This window comes from Parapedobacter soli (assembly GCF_025460835.1).
In the GTDB taxonomy this organism is placed as follows: Bacteria; Bacteroidota; Bacteroidia; order Sphingobacteriales; family Sphingobacteriaceae; genus Parapedobacter; species Parapedobacter soli.
The window spans coordinates 1-20563 of sequence record NZ_JAMXAY010000068.1 but is presented as its reverse complement, the minus strand read 5'-3'; the positions used below and the strand labels follow the sequence as shown (position 1 = coordinate 20563).

At 47.7% G+C, this 20563-nt stretch carries 19 protein-coding genes; 5 read left to right on the top strand and 14 right to left on the bottom strand.

All coding sequences use genetic code 11. From position 1 onward, the window contains the following. Position 1: 1 nt before the first annotated feature. From NGM62_RS19505 to NGM62_RS19480, 6 genes are all read right to left on the bottom strand, one after another. Positions 2–676, bottom strand: a complete 675-nt coding sequence (locus NGM62_RS19505) for a hypothetical protein (RefSeq protein WP_262249989.1) — start codon at positions 674–676, stop codon at positions 2–4. After that, the gene (locus NGM62_RS19500) at positions 669–1310 is read right to left on the bottom strand and encodes a hypothetical protein (protein WP_262249988.1); all 642 of its coding nucleotides are present in this window, start codon (positions 1308–1310) and stop codon (positions 669–671) included. Before NGM62_RS19500 ends, NGM62_RS19505 begins: the two co-directional genes overlap by 8 nt. 357 nt (positions 1311–1667) lie before the next feature. Continuing rightward, complete coding sequence (locus NGM62_RS19495) at positions 1668–2093, bottom strand: hypothetical protein (protein ID WP_262249987.1); 426 nt, start codon at positions 2091–2093, stop codon at positions 1668–1670. A gap of 5 nt (positions 2094–2098) precedes the next feature. Continuing rightward, positions 2099–2731, bottom strand: a complete 633-nt coding sequence (locus NGM62_RS19490; protein WP_262249986.1) for a hypothetical protein — start codon at positions 2729–2731, stop codon at positions 2099–2101. An 86-nt stretch (positions 2732–2817) separates the two neighbouring features. Further along, positions 2818–3399 carry a Crp/Fnr family transcriptional regulator gene (locus NGM62_RS19485; RefSeq protein WP_116876868.1) on the bottom strand — a complete coding sequence of 194 codons (582 nt, stop codon included), beginning with the start codon at positions 3397–3399 and terminating at the stop codon, positions 2818–2820. 255 nt (positions 3400–3654) lie between these two features. Then, positions 3655–3906: a hypothetical protein gene (locus tag NGM62_RS19480; RefSeq protein ID WP_262249985.1), complete on the bottom strand. Its 252-nt coding sequence runs from the start codon at positions 3904–3906 to the stop codon at positions 3655–3657. Between the two features lie 490 nt (positions 3907–4396). On the opposite strand from NGM62_RS19480, the gene NGM62_RS19475 reads away from it, so the two are divergent. The 5 genes from NGM62_RS19475 to NGM62_RS19455 all read left to right on the top strand — a co-directional run bounded on the left by NGM62_RS19475 (position 4397) and on the right by NGM62_RS19455 (position 10975). Then, the gene (locus NGM62_RS19475) at positions 4397–5482 is read left to right on the top strand and encodes a DUF4407 domain-containing protein (RefSeq protein WP_262249984.1); all 1086 of its coding nucleotides are present in this window, start codon (positions 4397–4399) and stop codon (positions 5480–5482) included. A gap of 99 nt (positions 5483–5581) precedes the next feature. Continuing rightward, positions 5582–6988, top strand: coding sequence for a sensor histidine kinase (locus NGM62_RS19470; protein ID WP_262249983.1), 1407 nt, complete (start codon positions 5582–5584; stop codon positions 6986–6988). Positions 6989–7031: 43 nt separating this feature from the next. After that, positions 7032–7715: a LytR/AlgR family response regulator transcription factor gene (locus tag NGM62_RS19465; RefSeq protein WP_262249982.1), complete on the top strand. Its 684-nt coding sequence runs from the start codon at positions 7032–7034 to the stop codon at positions 7713–7715. Positions 7716–8254: 539 nt separating this feature from the next. Beyond that, on the top strand, positions 8255–9442 hold the full coding sequence (locus tag NGM62_RS19460; protein ID WP_262249981.1) for a Fic family protein: 1188 nt from the start codon (positions 8255–8257) through the stop codon (positions 9440–9442). A 162-nt stretch (positions 9443–9604) separates the two neighbouring features. Beyond that, positions 9605–10975 carry a TolC family protein gene (locus NGM62_RS19455; RefSeq protein ID WP_262249980.1) on the top strand — a complete coding sequence of 457 codons (1371 nt, stop codon included), beginning with the start codon at positions 9605–9607 and terminating at the stop codon, positions 10973–10975. A gap of 535 nt (positions 10976–11510) precedes the next feature. Here the strand turns inward: NGM62_RS19455 and NGM62_RS19450 are convergent. From NGM62_RS19450 to NGM62_RS19415, 8 genes are all read right to left on the bottom strand, one after another. Beyond that, positions 11511–12560 (bottom strand): ABC transporter ATP-binding protein, encoded by a 1050-nt coding sequence (locus NGM62_RS19450; protein ID WP_262249979.1) that lies wholly within the window; start codon positions 12558–12560, stop codon positions 11511–11513. A 58-nt stretch (positions 12561–12618) separates the two neighbouring features. Next, positions 12619–13533, bottom strand: a complete 915-nt coding sequence (locus NGM62_RS19445; RefSeq protein ID WP_262249978.1) for a PorT family protein — start codon at positions 13531–13533, stop codon at positions 12619–12621. A 24-nt stretch (positions 13534–13557) separates the two neighbouring features. Next, positions 13558–14370 (bottom strand): hypothetical protein, encoded by an 813-nt coding sequence (locus NGM62_RS19440; protein WP_262249977.1) that lies wholly within the window; start codon positions 14368–14370, stop codon positions 13558–13560. Continuing rightward, complete coding sequence (locus tag NGM62_RS19435) at positions 14357–14914, bottom strand: RNA polymerase sigma factor (protein WP_262249976.1); 558 nt, start codon at positions 14912–14914, stop codon at positions 14357–14359. The genes NGM62_RS19440 and NGM62_RS19435 overlap by 14 nt, the downstream gene beginning before the upstream one ends. Positions 14915–14974: 60 nt before the next feature. Next, entirely contained in the window at positions 14975–15412 is a 438-nt protein-coding gene (locus tag NGM62_RS19430; RefSeq protein ID WP_262249975.1) for a DUF1801 domain-containing protein, read from the bottom strand. Between the two features lie 175 nt (positions 15413–15587). Then, positions 15588–17234 (bottom strand): pyruvate dehydrogenase complex dihydrolipoamide acetyltransferase, encoded by a 1647-nt coding sequence (locus NGM62_RS19425; RefSeq protein ID WP_262249974.1) that lies wholly within the window; start codon positions 17232–17234, stop codon positions 15588–15590. Between the two features lie 54 nt (positions 17235–17288). After that, entirely contained in the window at positions 17289–18284 is a 996-nt protein-coding gene (gene pdhA / locus NGM62_RS19420) for a pyruvate dehydrogenase (acetyl-transferring) E1 component subunit alpha (protein WP_262249973.1), read from the bottom strand. A gap of 141 nt (positions 18285–18425) precedes the next feature. After that, a complete protein-coding gene (locus tag NGM62_RS19415) occupies positions 18426–20366 on the bottom strand; it encodes a KUP/HAK/KT family potassium transporter (RefSeq protein WP_262249972.1) in 1941 nt (646 codons plus the stop codon). Between the last annotated feature and the right edge of the window lie 197 nt (positions 20367–20563).

Here is a 20563-nt window from a genome sequence, read left to right as displayed (position 1 = left end):
CTTAGTTTATGAAAAATCTGTCCAACGATTGGGGGGAATTATACTTCGGTTTTGAATTAAATAAATTTATCTCAGTTGAATAGTTGTAGTCGTTATTGCTCTTTCGCTTGATATTATGAAAGTCTTCGAGTTTGGATTGCAGTAATTGAAATATTTCATTTGCATATTCCTGTAGCAATTCGACTTCATCAAACACTTTAATCTCATTTTCTATTTTTTCAACAATATCAACTTCCTTCTGAAAATCTTCATTGAAAACATCATCATCTGCAACACTATATCTTGCTGTTATACTGTAGTTCAAAATACTGGTTATGAGGTCATAGTTAAAGGAGTTGGTATCAAAATCAAACTCAATTATGTATGAAGAATCTTCTTTGAAAATCTCACACTCAACATAAATTATTGGTGCAGCATATTGCCTACCTTTTATACCCGCAACCAATCCGAAGCCACAAAATAGTTTCTTGTCGTTGTTTTTGCTTAGGTAATCTTCAATATTTTTAATTCTTGGGTATAATTCATCCTTCTCTGTGAACGAAAGTTTATTGTTGGTCTTTTGAAAAGCAAAAGACTTGTTCGTTCTGCTTTTGTCAAGAAGTGCTTTTTCAAAACCTGAATCAGCAACTATTTTTCGGCTTATATCCTTTAGATATGCTAAATAGTTTTTAATCATTGTGGTTCAGATTTATTTTCAAAGGTTCTGTTATTGCTTTGAGAATGTCACTCTGTTTTTTGTTAATCTCTTTACTGGCTTGCTCAAATCGGTCTAAAACTTTTGATTGTTCGTCCTTTAGGGTTTTAGAGTATGAATTTGTCAAATGAGTCAAATCATTAACAAGCTTGTCTGATAGGTTGTTGTCAAGCTCTTTAATTCTTGCATCAATATTGTCTTTAAAGAGTTTTACACTGTCCGAAAGACCTTCGATTGTTGAATTTGTTTTTGCTTTTACAGATTCTAAGCCATCAGAAATTTTACCTTCGGAATTCTGAATGTGGTTGTCGATATTTTTGATGATTTCTGATTTTACATCTTTTATTTCATTTTCTAGGTCTTTGATTTCTGCCTTTAGTTGGTCAATTGCGTTTACTAAACCTTTGTGTTCAATCCCAATACTTTCAATTAGCTGTAGATTTAGTGTTTTCAAATTGTTGTCAGAATTTGAAAAACCTTTCTGAATTTCTTGAAGGTGGTTTGTAAGTTGGATTTTGGCTTCTTTCGATTGAACCCAAATCTGGAAAATAAAAAATGTCACGATGCCAAGTAGTATTACTGCAACAATGACGAGGATTAAAATTGCTATGTCCATTTTATTAGGTGTTAATTGTTTTACTTTTTTGTCTGTTCGTTTTGTTTTGTGTCGTGTCTTTTTAGAATGACGCCCAACGTGCCGGCGGCTTTGCGAAGTTTCGAGCAGAGCGCAGCTCTAAGCTCGGAATTTTGCAAAACCGCTTGATGTACGAAGTCCGCGCAGCGACTGAGTGCATCAAGGCGGTGAAGGCGCCGGCACGATGTGACGCAAGGAGCGTAGCGGATTGCGTCACATCGGTTTGCGGCTTGGCGCAGGCGGGGATTTTTACCACAAAACTTGCTACGAAGCCGAAAGCTCAAATTTACGAAAAACTGTCATGCGAAGCACTAAACCCCCGCTTGTGCCAAGCCGCTGTTATGGGCTGCCTTTCTTCTGTCGGATTAGTCCAATTCCCAATGTCAAAAGTCCAAAAGTCAGTATTGCATTACCAACATACAAAATGAAAATTAGTCCTGTCGGTTCGGTAATTTGTCTGCCGATAGCTGCCGCAAAGAAGCCTAAGCTAATTGTAATGGCTGAAATCGGGAATGAAAGTCGGGCAAACCATTTCCAACGATTGGACAAAGAAGCGTGGTCTGCGAAGAGTTGAGCAACTAACGCAAGAATGACCAAAACACCTGCGTGGGCGTGTCCTGCACGGAACATTGATTTTTGGAAGTCCGTTAATTGCAAATGTTCCTGTTGTCCGCTTAAAACGGTGAGCAAAAAATACCCACCGTAAATGATTGTCGGAACGGAAAGCAAAATGTAACCGCTTATTTTTCTTGCTTCGTTTGTCATAGCTGTTAGTGTTTAAAGGTTGTTGGTGCTTTGTCCAATTTACTTTTAATAAAAATCAAAGCGGTTTCTTCGTTCTTCATAAACGGAATTTCTTTGCCGTCTTTTTCTTTGATGAGTTCAACAGTTTCGGTCAGCACACCTTCTTCGTAGTTGTAGTTTTGCGTAATTCTAAACTTGTTATACGGCATAAACTTACTTGCATTTGGAACATACATTATCAAAACGGATTTACGAAATTCTGCGTCTGTTGTTCCCGTTCCGTTGCCAAGCGATGAATTGATAGTTGCTTGCACTTTTCCGTCAATCAGATTTTGGTAAGCAACTTCAAAATACATTGTCTGGTCTCTGTTACCCGCTTTGCCGTCATAGTCGGGGTGAATACGGTGCAATGATTTAACGGATTTCCAATGATTGTCATAACGTTTTTGAACAACGTTAAATTGGTAATCATAACTTTCTGCTCGCAACCATTGTCCGTTTTCGTATCGGTATGCTTTGCTGACACCGTTCCAATTAATTGTGTAGGTGTCGTCCAACTCAACGGAACGGTTAAGCGGAACTGTTACTTGTTTTGAAGTGCTGCAACTCGCCAAAATCATAAAAGCTATTGCAGTAGCGGAAAAAATCACCTTTTTCATTCTGAATTTTTTTAGTGAAACATTAAATTTTACACTGCAAAAGTCTCAAAGGTGAATGAAGAAGAAATTGACAAATGTTACAATCGCTACTTGTAAGCAATTTTTTTCCGTAGTCGGCTCAAGCTTTCCCGTTCAAGACCTAAGTAGGAAGCAATATGATATAACGGTATTCTGTCAAGAATGTGAGGTTGGTTTTCAAGTAAGTCAAGGTAACGTTGCTCTCCGTCTAAAAACAAAAAGCTCTCAACACGTTGGGTTGTCAGCTTGTAAGATTGTTCGGCTATCATTCTGCCAAAGCGTTCCCAATTTTGCGATTGGTTGTAGGCATTTTGTAAAGCGGATAAATTGAATGTTACAATTTCAGCGTCTTCCAATGCCTGAATGAAGTAGCGGCTGGGTTTACTTTGTAAAAAGCTGTCATAGTCCGTTACAAATTCATTTTCAAATGCAAAATGCGTGTTGATTTCCTTTCCGTCTGCAAGGTAATAAGTTCTGAAACAGCCTTGATTGATAAAGCCGATTTCGTGACAAATTTTTCCTTCGGTCAAAAAGTAGTCTTTCGCTTTAAGTTGTTTTGTCTTTAAAAAGGGTTCAAAAAGCGAACAGTCCTTTTCTGTCAGAAAGGAAACTTGTGTCAGCCAATTTTTAAATATTTTAAAGTCGCTCATTGTCCTGTGTTCGTTGGTCTGTGGGGGTGTCGTCTAAGGTTGCCCATAACTCCCAAATATGCGCAACTGTTAATGTCTAAAATTATTAATTGCTGCGTTTTACTTATCTTCAAATCAATAAGTTGCATTTATGTTTTCATATTGTGTATTCCGCAACGTTTTCAAGACGCTAGCTCTTTGGTTATCCAGCATGCGCACTGCGCATTTCGGATAACTTTTCATTTATCAGCTTTTCATATCTAACCAGGTTCCCCTTCATAGCTCCATACGGTTTCTTGTAAAGTCCATCGCCTTTCCGGCAATAATGGTGATCGCAAACGCCAAGGGTATGGGGGGGTTATATTTCACGCCACTCTTCCCTCGTGAGCTGCAATAAGAACCGTTCCCTACTTCAAATAACGAGGCAAGGGGGAAATCAAACCTTACCCTATATTTCCTAATGTCAGAAAACTGGTTCATAGATACTTCTGCGGCTATCGCTACCCTGTCAATTTTGGTTTTGGTCATCGGTCTTTAGGCTTAAAATTGTTTTCAGTAAATAGTCACAATCCGTGACCACATGTTTCCATGTATCGTGTCTTTTCTTTTTATTTATCCATTATTAGTTACACCATAATCCCGCCGAGTCGCACCTAGGCGGCAACACAAAAAGGGGTTAAGTAGTATCAAAACAGATATTTTTCATTAAGATCTGCCTTTGTTAGTTGATAATTGTTTCCGATCAATACTAATCACGGTAACATTGGTTGCGTTAAAGGTAAAAACTTTAAAGTTGACTTCCAAATCCCTTTTATTCCCATTCCTTATCATCGGTCGCAAAAAGTAGGGAAGATACGTCAAGGTGCAAAGCATAGCGTTTTCGTCCCTCGATATCGTGGTTTCGTCCCTGATAGTCGTTCCCATATCCGACAGGTCTTATTTTTGTGTTGAGGTAAAGGGCGACGTAACAATTTGGCTTTCAGTCCGTCTTACCTTGTATAATGATGTTGGTGAGCAGATGGCGAAACTGATGCAATTTTTCTGGTGGTGCAGCGGTGTGCATCAACCCACGTTGGCCAAATACCCCGCCGAGCATAACAAATATGTGGGTATTGGGGCAACGATCTTTTTTACAGGTCTTTTCGCGGCCCTGTCTGGCGGGTATGCCCTGTATTTTGTGTTCAGCAGCGATGGAGGTGCCATCGGGTATGCGGTGCTTTTCGGACTGCTGTGGGGGCTGGCGATATTCAATATGGACCGTTACATCGTATCGAGCATCAATAAAAATGCATCGGGTTTCAAACAGTTCCTGCAGGCTACGCCGCGCATCCTGCTGGCGGTCCTTATCGGCATTGTCATTGCCCGACCATTGGAAATCAAGGTATTCGACAAGGAGATCCGCGATCAGTTGCGGGTTACCTACCTCGACCGGCAGCGGGCAAGCATCGATACCCTCAACCGGGCATTCGACAGCAAGTACGCCGTCGAGCTGGCAAAAATCGCCGAACTGAAAGTGGAACTCGATTCGGTGGAGGCCACGCTCAAAGCCGACCGAATAAAGCTTAAGATGGAAACTTTCGGCGAGAAAAGCGTGGAAACATCGGGTATTGTGGGGTACGGCCCATACGCTAAGCAGCGGCAGGCCGATCTGGAAAAACAGGAGCGATATTTAGACACATTGCGATCGACCATTGCGGCGCAGGAGGCATTCATCCAGCAACGCAAGCAATTCGAAGGACTGATGGATGCGCGGTTATTAACCGGAGCGCAGATGGACAGCGCCGTGAACCGTGCAGGGTTTGCCGACCGTAACGCGGCATTGGGCGACTTGAAGTATAACCCTGATGGCACCGTGAACAGCTCGAACTATTGGTCCATCACCTTCATCATGCTGCTTTTCATTTTCTTCGAATGCCTACCCGTGTTTGTGAAGCTGATGAGTGCCCGCGATGCTTATGATATTGCACTGAAGGACCAACAGGTTGTGGATATCTACCGTTCGGGAAAATACCGCGACGCGGAGATGGCAATCGTGGATGGCGTATACGATACCAAGGTGCAGGAGGGCATCGAAAGGCAGAAGGCGCAGCTTTGGGAGGATTGAGGCTTCAGAACCCTATTCACCCCTGTATTCCCTACTTTCATCCCAGATTATTGCCCTATCTAGGCCTTTTGCCTTTCTTTGTTGGCAAAGCAGTAAACTATGAAGCTGAATCGTATTGAAACTATCTTAGCCACGGGCATTTACCTATTTGCGCTTGTACTCATCTTTAGTAATGAAGGGCGGGCGGGTGTTACACGGAGTGCCGCCTCGTTGATGGGGTATGCAACTGTTATTTATGGTGCGTATCTGGCATTTACACAATGGATTTCGCCCGTGTTTTTCAGGGAGCGCAAAATTGATCTGGCGATTGCGTTTACATTATCGCTCTTCTTCCTGGTTTGGCTGGGACTCACCACTTGCGTGTGGGTGCGTGATCACCATTGGAACGACGGGCAATTTGTTGCCCACCTTAAGCGCGGCGAGTCGCTGGGCGGTGCACTGCTTGTGTTCTTGCTGTTATTTGTCTATGAAGGCATCAAGCGGCTGGTGCGTTACTTGCAGCAAACTCAAAGCACACTGGTTACGCGTATCACCAAGGAAAGCTTGGTCGTACTCGGGGGCGGGGCGATGGTTTTTGTCATGTTATTGGCCATTGAAGATGATCTTGCCATATTCTGGCTAAGTTTGGTGCCTTATGTTTATCTTGTTTTTGCACTGAATATCTATTGGTTGTTGCCCCTAAAAGAGAAAAAGAGATATACGCTTACCTCCTACTTGCTTATCGCTATAGGCGTAGCGTTCGTCGCTTTTATTCCATCCGGCGTGTTTTTTTTAAATGTTACAGGTTCGGCAGGGCCTGTGTATTTCGTCATCTGGATTTGTATCACCTTAATCGTTCTTCCACTTGTCAATTTTGTATACCAGCAGCAAAGGGTCCGTATCGGCCAGTTGGTAAACCTCCAAACGGAGCTTGGGCATACCTCGGCGGGCCTGAGTTTCCTGCGGTCGCAGATCAACCCCCATTTCCTGTTCAATATCCTGAACACGCTGTATGGAACTGCACTGCAGGAAGATGCCGAGCGTACATCCGCCGGCATCCAGAAACTGGGCGACATGATGCGTTTCATGCTCCATGAGAACAACCAAGACCGTATCTTATTGGCCCGTGAGATCGAATACCTCCGCAACTACATCGACCTGCAGCTGCTGCGCACCGCTACCTCTCCTGATATTACCGTAGAATGTGATATCAAAGACGCGTTAGAAAGCACCTATGTTGCTCCGATGCTGCTTATCCCATTCGTGGAGAACGCGTTCAAACATGGCATCAGTTTAAACGAGAAGTCGTGGATAAAAGTCAGCCTCTACGAATCGGAAGGGAACGTGTACTTCGACGTGCATAACAGCATCCACCGCAAGTCGGAGTCCGACCCGGAGCGTCGCCATTCGGGCGTAGGGCTCGAAAATGTGAAGCAGCGCCTGGCCATGCTCTATCCCAACAGGCACGAGCTGGTGATCCGCGAAACGACACAGGAGTATTTCGTGCATTTGACGGTACAATTGTAGGTGGCAACATTTTTTCTACCTTTGGAAGAAGGGTATATTGAAGATGATAACAGCCATTGCCGTAGACGACGAACCCATCGCGCTTGACGTAGTGCGTAGCCATGCCGCCAAGGTGCCTTTCCTAGATTTACAAGCTGCCTTTACCAATGCTTTTGAGGCGATGGACTACCTGCGGCAGCATCCGGTAGACCTTCTGTTTCTCGACATCAAGATGCCGGATATTTCGGGCATCGAGTTTTTCAGAAGCTTGAGTAAGAAGCCGTTGGTGGTTTTTACCACCGCCTACTCCGAGCACGCCGTGGCCGGTTTCGAGCTGGATGCCGTGGACTACCTGCTCAAACCTTTCTCGTTGCCGCGTTTCCTCAAAGCCTGTAATAAGGCGCAGGAGTGGCTGGAACTTCGCGGCAAGGATACCAAGCCGACGTATATCTTCGTCAAAACCGGATATGAGCAGGTGAAGGTAGATTTCGATGCCATCGATTACCTCGAAGCGACTGGCAACTATGTCAACTTTGTGTTGCGCGATAACCAGGTGTTGAGCCGGATGACGATTACCGAATGTGAGGCGCTGTTACCCGCCGACCGTTTTGTACGTATCCATCGTTCGTTTATTGCTGCAATAAACAACGTGCAGAAAATCGAGCGGCACCAACTTACCATCAACGGGAGCATACTGCCCATCGGCGCGTCGTATATGGCTGCGGTGAAGGGGTGTGTGCGGAAATAATTTCGAAGGCTAGCCCGATTTTGCCCACAAACCTTAAAGAACAACGTTTTACCGAAGAAAGGAAAAATTGAAAATACTGCAATCTGGGTGCTGGAAACTCATTTTACTGTGGCATAATTGATTTTACTGCACGATTTAATAAAGCGTTATTTTTAATCAAAAAAATATTTTACTTCACATGTGTCCTTTTTTATTAATTTTACTGCAAAGAAAAGGAAATTACTGCAAAACATGGTACTTCAGCCCGTAGGAAGCCAGTGGCTTAAACAACGTTTGGGATTAATACATCATCGACTTACCCACCGGTCTTTTATCGGAACGAGGAATAAAATAGAGGTCGCTCTTGATGGTACCGTTGACCAGACCTATGGGCCGAAATATGCACCAAAAGAGGATTCAATGGCGAGCCATATTGAATTCTCGTTCAAATATGACGATTTGAAAATCTTGACTTTTTAGCCATAGTTTTCAGTCGCATAAAACGGGGTGAACTTATTGATTTCATTTCGTCTAACCCAAACGGACGTTATACTAGAAAGATGGGGTTTCTGTATGAATGGTTGACGGGCAATATACTGGAAATGGAGACAGCACCGGGCAGCAACTATGTAGATTTCCTTGATCCATCAAAGTATATCGTTGGGACATCACTTCGCAATAGTAGGTGGAAAATAAATGATAATTTGCTGGGAACACCGGAATTTTGCCCTATTGTCCGCCGAACCCAAGCGCTATCGGAGTTGTTGTCCATAGATATATCGGCTGAGCTTGAGCAACTCAAAGCTGGCTATGCCGAAGAGATATTTAATCGTGCTACGCAATATCTTTACAGAAAGGAAACCAAATCATCCTATGAAATCGAGCAAGAAAAACCTTCCCCGGATCGCATGAACCGTTTCATCGCCATCCTTTATGATGCTGGCAAACAACCAGCCAATCAACTGCTCACCGAACAAAACCTTACCTCGCTGCAAAATGCGATAGTAGACCCTAGATATGTGCAGTCGGGATACCGGAGCTTCCAGAACTACATTGGGCAAAGGAGTTACCGGATGGAGGAAATCTACCACTATGTTTGTCCCCCGCCTGGCATGGTACACTCCATGATGAACGGTATACTTGCTGTCGAGGAAAAAACCAGGGATGCGTCACCTGTTATACGCGCTACGCTTATTTCATTCGGTTTTGTATTCATACATCCATTTTTGGATGGTAATGGCCGTATTCATCGGTTTCTGATCCATGATATGCTTACAAGAGACGGAATGGTTAGCCAGGGGTCAATTATACCTGTTTCTGCCCATATGGTAAATAACCTGAAAGATTATGATTTGGTTTTAGAAGCGTATTCCAAGCCATTAATGCAACGTATACAGTTTGTAAGCGATGCTAACGGTGAGCTCACGGTGACCAATCCCGATGAGATTGGTTCTTACTTCCGTTACCCTGAACTCACGGCACAATGTATTTATTTGGCAAATACCCTTCGGGCGACGATACGACATGACCTTTCTGAAGAACTCTTATTTTTGGAACGCTATGACGAATTGAAAAGGGAGTTGCAACAGCTGATCGACATGCCCGACAAGCGTCTTGATGAAATTATAGTTTTCCTTCATCAAAACAAAGGTATATTTCCCAATCGCAGGAAAAAGCAGTTCCAAGAAATCACAGACGCCGAATTTTCCGGCATGGAAGATGCTTATCGCGAAATATTTACGAAATAGTATCTGGCAGCGGTGAAGGGGCTTATGCAGAAATAGCCGCTGGGGCACACTGTCCGTTTCCGAACACCTACTGCCCGATATCGAACAACGTCTACCCATTCAAGTTTTACAACCAGTTAATAATTAGTTGATTGTTGTTTTGGCGTAGACTGTGATAACGTTATGCCAAAACGAGAAAAAGACATGTTGTTACCGATACGTTATATCGCCTGTTTGTTTGTCGCTGTTGGCGCCATCGTCTTACAGGTTGTTGCACAGGAAGCACCCACGCCCGATACGCTGACCCTGGAGCGCAGCATCGAGCTGGCCCTTGCCCATAACCGCAATGTGCAGCAGAGCCGCATCCAAACACAGGGAGCGGCCATCAACCTGCGGCAGGCCAAGCAGAACCTGCTGCCATCGCTCGACGCAGGCATGAGCCACAGCTATAGCCAAGGGCGGTTTATTAACCCTACGACCAACCAATATGTGGAAGAGAATTTCGTGTCCGGCAATCAGTATGTCAGTAGTTCACTGGTTTTATTCGACGGGTTACGGATGTTCCGCAACATTACGCTGCAAGCCCATGCTTACCGCGCTACGCAGTTGGAGGAACAGCTGATGGAAGAACAGGTGGCGCTGGATGTCACGGCGGCATACATCAACGTACTTACGGCAAAAGACATGGTGGCGCAGATCGATAGCCAGGTGGCGGTAACCCAAAGACAGGTGGAGCGCAGTACGGTACTTTTCGATGAGGGGGCTATTCCCCCGGGCGACTATTACGACCTCAAAGGGCAGTACGCCAGCGACCTCAACAGCCTGAACGCGGCTAAGAACACGCTGAGTGAGAATTTGCTGGACTTATTCCGGTTGTTGAATCTACCGTATGACGAACAGGTGTCCCTTGCCCCGCTCCAAGCGGTGCCCCTGCCGAAGGCACCTATGTCGGATGCCGATGGCCTCTACCAAACGGCCTCCGAACGGCTGGGAATCATCAAGGCGGCGGACCATTGGCAGCAGCAGGCCGAGTTTTCGCTGAAGGCTGCCCGTTCGTCGTATTTCCCCACCTTGTCGCTAGGTGCTGGATTGTCTAGCAACTACTCGAAAGATGGCATGGGCAGTTATTACGACCAGGTGCAGAATAACCTGGGACGGTCGCTCGCGTTTTCACTTTCGATACCCATTTTCTCGCGGTTCCAGGTGCGGAATAATGTGGCACGTGCGAAGCTGGATGTGCTGAACGCTGAGCAGGCGGCCCAAACGCGCCGCAATGAGTTGCAGCAAACCACCCATCAGGTGCTGTTCAACCTGGAGGCGGCCAAGGAGCGCTATAGGAATCTGGTGGAGCAGGTTGCCCATTATACGGAATCATTCCGCATCGCCGAAGTGCGGTTCAATGCAGGGGCCATCAACTCCGTGGAATTCCTGATTGCCAAGAACAAAATGGATAATGCGAATGCCAACCTCGTCATTGCGCGCTACCAATGGCACCTCCGGCAGCGGATTGTGGACTATTACAACGGGGAATTGCTGGTCGGTGAGGCAGAATGAGCCCGGGCGTTATAATCAAATTTATTGGTAAACAGGTGTAAAATTGGGCCAAAATTCGCACAGCCCGGTCGGAGTTTTGGCGCGATTTTACACCTCAGCCGATTTTTATGTCAGTAGTGGCCTTGTAATTAATTGATTTATAATTAGTTTTATTTTTTCGTTGTCAAAATCGATGTATTCTGTCTCAGACTACATGTATTTTGTCTCGGATTACATGTATTCTATCCCGGACTACATGTATTTCCTCTCAGCTTAAATGTATTTTGTTTCGGACTACATGTATTCTGTCCCGGATTACATGTACCTCGTTTCTGCTTAAATGTATTCTGTATCAGCTTAAATGTAGCCAGCCTCAAATTACATGTACTTTTTGTCGGGATACATGTACTTTACCCGAAATCACATGTAGCCCGTCTCAGACTTCATGTACTTTGTATCGGATTAATTGAAGCCTGCCGCATTTTACATGTGATTTGAGGCGGAAATGGTGTGGTTTTTTGTGGATTTCACCTAACTTTTTTGGAATTCAGGAGTTTTATAACGGGTGGAAGTGGTTGATGTTGACATCTACCCGTGTGCCATCGCCGACCACGACCGCGGCGTCAACGATTACATTCAATGTAATGGCTCCCCGCTGCACGGTGACCAATTGGTAGAACCCTTTGAACTGGATGTCCTGCACGGTAAAGCTGCCCTGCTCATTTTCGGTTATCGAAAGCCACTCGGGGTGTATGGCTACGGCTGTGGCCACATCGATACCCAACGATTGGACCTCATCCGCTTCAAGGACGTTACTTTTCGCCAGCAGGCGTGCGGTATACGCGTTGGGCGGTTGGTGGTATAGCTGTGGCGGCTGACCGGTAGCCATTAGTCGACCGCTCTTTAACACAATCAGTTCGTCGGCCATGGAAAGCACCTCGGAGGGATCGTGCGACACGAGTACCACGGTAAGCCTGGTTTCTTCCACAATGCTGCGGATATCCAGCTGCAGGGTTTCCCTGAACGAAGCGTCAACTTGGTTGAAGGGCTCATCCATCAACAATACTTCAGGCTTGTTGACCAGGGCCCTGGCTAGGCCAACCCGTTGCTTTTCACCACCACTCAGGTCGGCGATGCGCTGCTTGGCCAAATGGTCGATGCGCATGCGGCCCAGGGTGGCCTCCGTATCGCGGAATTTGCCTTCGATATCGGTGTTGGATAGCTGCGATGCCACATTGTCCCATACGTTGGCATAGGTGTTGAGGTCGTCAAATCCCTGCGATACCATGCGCATGGCGTCGTGGCCAGGGATGAGCTTTTCTTTGGGGCCGGGTATGCGCCACCCGCGGTAACGGATTTCGCCACTGTCGGGCCCCAGCAATCCGTAGATGAGCTTGAGTAGCGTACTCTTGCCGCTGCCGCTTTCACCGATAATAGCGGTAATCCCACCCTCGCGGATACCAAAAGAAAGGTCGCTGATGGCCACGATCGGCTCTTTCGCAGCAAAAGTACGGTTTACGTGCTCGCCGTGGATAAGCGGAAGCCCCATGCGCTGTACGTCATTCGGTACCGAACAGGAAGGGGCGCTTGTGGTGGGTGTTGCCATAAATAAGACCGCCCCGGTTACCGGGGCGGCACAAAATTACGAAATATAATGCAATGATTTAAAAGCCCAGCATCAGGCCGAACGCCATGGTCTGCAGGCCGGCTTGATCCGGGCTGTTTTCAAACAGGTCGTTGAAATAGTACTTGGCATAGATGCCGAAGGAACCCACGCCGAAGCGGGCGAAAGCACCATACCGGAACTGGGTGAAGTTATAGTCGTCTTTGAACTTCTGCTTGCCCAGCTCATCGCTCTTGAACCGTTGTGTCCCCTTAAGCAGGAAGCCGCCTTCGGGACCGAAGGCAAACCGCAGCCGGCCTGGGCCACTGTAATGTTTGCTGCGTAGTTCGAACGTGAGGGGCAACCGCAGGTAGGTGGCTGTGAGCTTGTTTTTGGAATAATCTATTGAAGAGGTTTCCCAAGCCAAGGGGGAGGTGTTTTCCAGGAAATCGATGTTTTCCCGCAGCCGGATATAGGTCCAGTCGAATCCGGCGGATAGGAACGTACGGAAATTGTCGTTGAAACGATAGCCCGCCTGGAGCAGGTCGAAGCCGAAATTGACGGTTTTGCCGGGGCGATACCTGAAATCGCGGTTATTATCGGAAAGCGTGAAACTACCATTATCGATCAGTTTGACCAGTCCGAGGTCGATCCGCGAGAAGGTGATGCCGTAGATGGGGTGTGCTTTCCGGGTTTCCTCCACGGTCACTTTTACATCGCTGTCACCCTGGTCGTCCTTATCGCGATTCCCGAATTCATAGGTCTTCTCCGATTTTTCTATGGTGATGACGCCGTCATCTTTGCCCGGGATCGTGATGCGTACCTTGCGCCGTTCGCCGGTTTCCACGTCTTCCATGATGACGGTATCCATCGTATTCCGCTGGTTTATCCGGAGGGTATCCGTTTTCTTTTTCTCCTGTGCGGTCGCCGTCAGTAGGGCGGCGCAGCATAGCACTGTAAGGCTTACGTATTTCATGTTGATCTGGTATTAAAGGGTGATTTACTTTATTCGTTTTTTCTTGTTTTTTGCCAGACTGAAGTTGAAGTCGAGCTTCAGCGAGCCCTCGCCATCGTTGGAGAACGTCACCAACTTTTCGTCGCGCTGGTCCACGGCACCCACCACATAGTTCAGGATGTTACTGACGCCAAAAGGTGGCCTGGGCGCCTCTGTGGCAGCCAAGAGGATCTCTTCCTCATCTTCCAACACCACGGGCGGCTGGATATCCGGCACGGTTGCCGCCACCGCTTCCCCGGTAAGTGATGGCTGTTGCTCTGTTGATGGCGGCGTGGCTGGTTCATCGTTTTTCGCCAATACCTGAGTGGATGCACGGGCCTCTTCGGTCACCGTGACGGTACCGCCGGTCGTTACTGATGGCCGGTCGATGGGTGGTGGTGTTTCTGCCACTAACGTTTCCGGCTTGTTTTCATTTCTCGACGTGCGGTTTCGCTTCGCGAACAGGTGCTTGAGCCGGTCGATGTCTAGGGGTTCTACCACCGGAGCAGGTTCGGGTGCCGGTTCTTCAACCGTGGGTACTTCCACTGCTTCATGGGCCACCGGGCTATGGAGGTACGTTACCGTAACAGGCCGATTATACCAATACACAACACCGCATACGAGCAGTACGGTTGCTGCTACCGATATCCACCAAGTGGGGAACCGGCGCTGCTGTTTTATTGGTATGATGCCATCCTGCCCCTGGTCATCGAGCTTGGAGGCTATCTTATCCCACAGGCCACCGGGTACTTCGGGGTGGAAATTTCCAAACTTTTCCGCAAGCACCCTGTCAAATTCGCTGTTCTTATCTCGATTCATGGATCCCTCCTTCTAGTTGTTTTATCCGTTGTTTTAGCCAGGCTCTCGCCCTGGATAATTGTGATTTGGATGCGCTTTCACTGATCTGCAGCGATTCGGCTATTTCCTTGTGCGAGAACCCCTCTATCGCGTACATATTGAACACCATGCGGTAGCCATCGGGAAGCGCCCGTATCAGCCGCAGCAAATCCTCACATTCCAGACTGTCCATTGCGAATGTCTGTTGTGCATCATCGTACACTTCGTCTAGCTCCACCTGCTGCCCGCCCCGCATGTTCCGGCGGTATGTCTCTATCGCTGTATTCACGATAATCCGCCGTATCCACCCTTCAAAAGAACCCTCGCCGCGGTAGCTAGCCAAACTGTGGAACACTTTGATGAAGCCGGCCTGCAACATATCCTCCGCTTCGAAGGTGCTGCTTGCGTAGCGCATGCATACACCCAACAGTTTTGATGCCAACGCGTTGTATAGTTGCTCCTGTGCCTGACGGCTACCACCTTTGCAACCTTCATACAAACTTTCTATTGTAACCGTTCGCTCCAATTCGGGTGTGTTTATTACTATGATGGTAAGATAGGTAAAAAGGTTGCATGGCCGACACGATTATTTTACGCGGCACGAACATTCGTGATGCTCGCTGATGTATTTGATCGATTCTTCGCAGAGTTCCCGTAAAACGGGGATGTCGATGTCGGAAAGTTTTTTCACATAGATGCAGGCCTTACCCATTTTAAATTTTCCGAGGTTGGCTAATGCCCGTTTACTTTTTTCGGTGTCTGAGTAAACATAAAGTGAAAACGCGGCTTTTCTTGGGGAAAATCCAAGCACGGGTGCATCGCCTTCGTGTCCGCTTTTGTATTTGTAGTGGTAATTGCCGAAGCCGATAATCGATGGCCCCCACATTTTGGGCGCACAGCCTGTGATATCCTGCATCAGTTTCAGCAGCTCAAAGCTGTCGTGCCGCTTCTGATCGGTGTCCGCAAAAGAATTGATGAATTCGTGGACATCAGCCGTTGTGTAGTTCGTTTTGGTTTTAGCCATAGATAGTTTGTTTTTAACGTTTGCGGCGGTAACTATTACACAAACTTAGCAAAAAATGCTTGCCGAGCACCCCTGATGTTTATCATTTAATACATGGGCTATAAAGCATGTTTCCAACAGAAAAGCCGTCTCGTTTCAAACAAGACGGCTTCCAAAGATTATTTGCGGTCGTTCGTTACGCCAGTAGGCGTACCGGTTCTTCCAGCAGTGATTTCAGTGTTTGCAGGAAGGCAGCGCCTGTTGCTCCGTCCACCACGCGGTGGTCGCACGTAAGTGTTACTTTCATCACATTGCCCGGAACAATCTGCCCGTTTTTCACCACGGGGACCTGGTCGATCCCGCCGATGGCGAGGATACAAGAATCTGGCGCATTGATGATGGCGGTAAACTCATCGATACCGAACATGCCCAGGTTAGACACCGTAAAGGTAGAGCCTTCCCAATCGGCCGGTTGCAGTTTCTTGGCTTTGGCACGCTGTGCAAATTCTTTCACCTCGGCCGATATGTGCGACAGTGACTTGCCATCTGCAAACCGTACCACGGGTACGAGCAGTCCTTCGTCTACCGCGACAGCCACGCCTATATTGACGTGTTCGTTGTAACGGATGGTGTCGCCCTGCCAAGAGGCATTGATTGCCGGATGCTGCTTCAACGCCACCGCTGCCGCCTTGATGACCAAATCATTGAAAGACACCTTAACCGGTGCCACTTCGTTGATTTTAGCACGGGCCTGGATGACCGTATCCATATCGATCTTGATGGTGAGGTAGAAATGCGGCACGAGGAATGACTCAGAGAGCCTCCTGCTAATGGTCTTCCGCATTTGGGTAACCGGCTTGTCGGTATACCGTTCTTCACCCACGAATTGCGGGATGTTGATGGTCGTAGTGGCGCTTTCGCTGGCATCGGATTTCGCTGCCGCTGGGGCTGCTGGCTGTGCGGAAGGGGTGTAAGATTCAACATCTTTTTTGATGATGCGCCCGCCGTCGCCGGTACCTTTCACATCCGTGAGGTTTATGCCTTTATCTTTGGCGATTTTGCGTGCCAATGGCGATGCTTTCACCCTCGAATCATCTGCTGTGGCCGCGGGTTCTTCGGCTTCGCTTCCTTTTGTTGGTTCGGCCGCGGTCGGCTCCGAGCTCTTGTCGCCCTCATTGGTAGCAGGGGCAGGCTTCTTGCCGGCTTGTTGCTTCAGCAAAGGTGTTATATCGGTGCCCGCTTCGCCTACAATGGCGATGATGTCATTTACCTTGGCTGCCTGTCCTTTTTCCACACCGATATACAGCAGGGTGCCTTCGGCATACGCGGTCACTTCCATGGTTGCCTTATCGGTTTCCACATCGGCAATCACGTCGTCGCTTTTTATGGTGTCACCCACTTTGAAGTGCCACTCGGCGATGACCCCTTCGGTCATCGTGTCGCTAAGCAGCGGCATGGTAATCACTTCTGCGTTGATGTCCTCAACATTAACGGCTTCTTCATCGCTCCCGGCTGCTTTTTCTTCGGGCTTATCATCCTTTTCGTCCGATCCGGCGTCATCACTGCCGTCGGCGCTCTCGTTCAGCAGGGCCTGGTAATCTTCGCCTTCTTCGCCCAATACCGCAATAACCGCATTTACGGGTACGGCTTCACCCTCTTTCGGTCCGATATACAATAACGTTCCTTCTTGGTATGATTCGAAGTCCATTGTGGCCTTATCGGTCTCTACTTCCGCTATCAAATCGCCGGAACTGACTTTGTCGCCTACTTTTTTGTGCCATTTCGCGACCACCCCTTCGGTCATGGTATCGCTCATCTTCGGCATTCTAACTACTTCAGCCATATTATATTGCGGTTTATCTTTTACTTAAACATTAATTAGCTATGCTCAATTATCTCAATTCATGATAAAGGGGTAATCATCCGCTGCATATACGTCTTTGTACAGCTCGTCCACTTCGGGGTAGGGCGATTCCTCAGCGAATTTAACGCACTCTTCAATGGTCTTTTTCACGTCTGCCTCTACTTGTGCGAACCACTCTTCGTCGGCATATTTCTTTTCGGAAATCGCCGCCTTGGTCAAAATCAACGGGTCCCGTCCTTTGTATTCCTCCAGCTCTTCCTTGGTCCGGTATTTGGCTGGGTCAGACATGGAGTGCCCTTTGTACCGGTAGGTGCGCATTTCCAGGAATGTAGGCCCTTCTCCGCTCCGTGCACGTTGTACGGCTTCGTCCATTGCGTTGTGTACCGCTACCACATCCATGCCATCCACAGGCGCACTGGGCATATCAAAGCCGAGGCCCATCTTATAAATATCAATCATGTTGGTTGTGCGGCCCACGGATGTCCCCATGGCATAACCATTGTTTTCGCATACAAAGATAACCGGGAGTTTCCAAAGCATGGCCATGTTGAGCGTTTCGTTGAAGGCTCCCTGCCTTACTGCGCCATCACCCATGTAGCATACGCATACGCTGTCTATGCCGTTGTATTTTTCGGCGAACGCGATGCCCGCGCCGAGTGGGATCTGGCCACCGACGATACCGTGGCCTCCCATGAATTTGTGTTCTTTGCTAAAAAAGTGCATGGAACCGCCCTTGCCTTTGGAGCAACCGGTGGCTTTGCCAAAAAGTTCGGCCATTGCCGCATTGGGCGAAACGCCCTTTGCCAATGCGTGGGCATGGCAACGGTATGCCGTGATCATCGAATCGTCGGGGCGCAACACCGACATGGCTCCCGCTACAACAGCCTCCTGGCCGATGTAAAGGTGGCAAAAACCACGGATTTTTTGCTGTCCGTACAATTGACCGGCCTTCTCTTCAAATTTTCGCATGAGCAGTATAGACTTATACCACTCCAAATACGTTTCTTTCTTTATCGGTGTCGAACTCATTTCAACGTCTGTTTGCTTATCGAATTTTTGGAAGGCAAACTTAGATAAAAATGTTGTGATATGCAATTGACCATGTGTGCGGAATGCTATAAGGTGTTAAGTGTTTGGTATTCGTTACAAAGTGTTTACTATAGGGATCCATCACTTTGTCCTTTTCAGCCTCTTTTTTGGAAGCGATGACGGCCCCAGCAACGGAACCCGTTCAACGGTGACAAAGCTGGAGTCGAGCCCGAAGCTGCGCTCTTCCGAAAGACTGAATGCTTTCAGTAGGTGGTAAACGTCCAATACGATGCGCTCCGCAAAACGGAATGCCGAGGTGTTGAACAACACACGTTCAAGCACGATGAAACGGAAGTCGCCATCGATATGGTATTTGCGGAGCGTATCGAAGTTGCTTTTGATATCCACCTCACCGTTGGCAACGAGATTTTCGACAATTTCACGGAATAGGATGCTAATACGCTGCTCATCACGGAACCCTAGCCGGAAATCGACCCGGATTAGCCGGCCGGGCACCAGCTGCGTTATTTCGTATTCGCCGGTATAGGGCGAGTCTGTGACGTCCACGTGCACTAACCAGTACACATCGGCCCGCTTCGGCTTTTTCCTGATGATGGAATAGATGATGCTTTCTTCGATTTCGGAATCGAAATTGGCACTGGTGAGGTAAACCAGCTGTGACGCATAGAGCGGGATGGATTTATCCCGGCCGATTTCTGAAATGATAGGGATATACTTTCCAATATCTACAAAGCGCGTATGCCTGTTTTTTATTTTCCTGGCCCACCACCAGCAAAACATCATCGAAAAAATGATAGCTGTTATCAGCAAGGTGAGCCACCCCCCATGTGTGAATTTGGATACATTGCCAACGAAGAAGGTGGATTCGATAATGAGGTATATAACAAGGAAGCCAATTGCTACGGCTTTTGGAACCCGCTTTTGTAAAAGAAAGACGGTCATCAACATCGTTGTGACTATGAAACTGATGTTTATGGCCAGTCCGTAAGCGGCTTCCATCTTAGCCGATTCGCGGAACACCAAGATGACGATGATGCAGCCGACGAATAAAATCCAGTTCGCCGATGGCACATAAAGCTGGCCTTTGAGTAAGTTGGGGTGCACAAGGCGCACCTTGGGCCACAGGTTGAGCCGCACGGCTTCAGCAACAAGGGTAAAGGCGCCGGAAATCATCGCTTGGCTAGCGATAACAGCTGCCAGGGTGGCTATGGAAATGCCGTATGGAACAAACCATGTGGGCATCACCATGTAAAACGGATTGCTGCCGGCGAGTAGCGCCCCATCGTGCTCAAGCAACCATGCACCCTGCCCGAAATAATTGAACAGTAGACAGGCTTTCACAAAAACCCAGGAAACCCGGATGTTCTTAAGCCCGCAATGGCCAAGATCGGAGTATAGTGCTTCGGCCCCCGTTGTACAGAGGAAGACCGCCCCGATAATCAAAAGTGCATCGGGGTGACTGACAATAGTTTGAATAGCGTAGTGGGGGCTCACCGCCTTAAGTATGGCGGGGGTGCCGGCCAGGTGGGTAAAACCCAATATCGCCAACATCGAAAACCAGATTAACATCACCGGGCCGAATAGCCGGCCCACAACGGCCGTGCCGAATCGTTGAAGGGAAAAAAGGACAGCGACGATAACCAGGACAATAGGAACGGTCTGCAATTGCGGATAAAAGATTCCCAGCCCTTCTATGGCCGAAGAAATGGTAATGGCCGGCGTGATCATGCCATCTGCCAGTAGCGCTGCGCCACCAAGCATAGCCGGAAATACGATCCACTTGCCATTCTTTCGGACTAAGGAAAAAAGGGAAAGAATGCCTCCTTCCCCTTTATTGTCCGCTCGTAAGGTGATAATGACGTATTTGACGGTCGTTTGCAGCGTAAGTGTCCAGAAAATGCACGATAGGCCACCATATACCAATCGTGGATTAATCGTGCCCTGCCCTACAATGGCTTTAAAAACATATAAAGGGGATGTGCCAATATCGCCATAAATAATACCCAGTGCGATAAGGATACCTGCCGCCGTGAGGGGGTGTCTGGACAATTGCTGGCCCATTGATCTCAGCGTTACTTACTTGCAAACATACTGTTTTATCGGGTTATAACGCCAAGAAAAATATCAACGTATTTAACGCTGTTATTACTCACTCGCCGATTGCGTAATACTTGAACCCCATGCTGGGGAGGTCGTTTCCGCCGAGTAGCTTTCTGCCATCGAACACGAACGGGGGTTTCATCATGTGGTCCTTGATG

Coding starts and splice junctions, on each gene's coding strand:
- NGM62_RS19460 (WP_262249981.1), top strand. CDS start 8,255: ATGGGGTTTCTGTATGAATGGTTGACGGGCAATATACTGGAAATGGAG.
- NGM62_RS19500 (WP_262249988.1), bottom strand. CDS start 1,310: ATGGACATAGCAATTTTAATCCTCGTCATTGTTGCAGTAATACTACTT.
- NGM62_RS19440 (WP_262249977.1), bottom strand. CDS start 14,370: ATGAATCGAGATAAGAACAGCGAATTTGACAGGGTGCTTGCGGAAAAG.
- NGM62_RS19450 (WP_262249979.1), bottom strand. CDS start 12,560: ATGGCAACACCCACCACAAGCGCCCCTTCCTGTTCGGTACCGAATGAC.
- NGM62_RS19485 (WP_116876868.1), bottom strand. CDS start 3,399: ATGAGCGACTTTAAAATATTTAAAAATTGGCTGACACAAGTTTCCTTT.
- NGM62_RS19470 (WP_262249983.1), top strand. CDS start 5,582: ATGAAGCTGAATCGTATTGAAACTATCTTAGCCACGGGCATTTACCTA.
- NGM62_RS19415 (WP_262249972.1), bottom strand. CDS start 20,366: ATGGGCCAGCAATTGTCCAGACACCCCCTCACGGCGGCAGGTATCCTT.
- NGM62_RS19465 (WP_262249982.1), top strand. CDS start 7,032: ATGATAACAGCCATTGCCGTAGACGACGAACCCATCGCGCTTGACGTA.
- NGM62_RS19490 (WP_262249986.1), bottom strand. CDS start 2,731: ATGAAAAAGGTGATTTTTTCCGCTACTGCAATAGCTTTTATGATTTTG.
- NGM62_RS19505 (WP_262249989.1), bottom strand. CDS start 676: ATGATTAAAAACTATTTAGCATATCTAAAGGATATAAGCCGAAAAATA.
- pdhA (WP_262249973.1), bottom strand. CDS start 18,284: ATGAGTTCGACACCGATAAAGAAAGAAACGTATTTGGAGTGGTATAAG.
- NGM62_RS19480 (WP_262249985.1), bottom strand. CDS start 3,906: ATGACCAAAACCAAAATTGACAGGGTAGCGATAGCCGCAGAAGTATCT.
- NGM62_RS19495 (WP_262249987.1), bottom strand. CDS start 2,093: ATGACAAACGAAGCAAGAAAAATAAGCGGTTACATTTTGCTTTCCGTT.
- NGM62_RS19425 (WP_262249974.1), bottom strand. CDS start 17,234: ATGGCTGAAGTAGTTAGAATGCCGAAGATGAGCGATACCATGACCGAA.
- NGM62_RS19475 (WP_262249984.1), top strand. CDS start 4,397: ATGGCGAAACTGATGCAATTTTTCTGGTGGTGCAGCGGTGTGCATCAA.
- NGM62_RS19430 (WP_262249975.1), bottom strand. CDS start 15,412: ATGGCTAAAACCAAAACGAACTACACAACGGCTGATGTCCACGAATTC.
- NGM62_RS19455 (WP_262249980.1), top strand. CDS start 9,605: ATGCCAAAACGAGAAAAAGACATGTTGTTACCGATACGTTATATCGCC.
- NGM62_RS19445 (WP_262249978.1), bottom strand. CDS start 13,533: ATGAAATACGTAAGCCTTACAGTGCTATGCTGCGCCGCCCTACTGACG.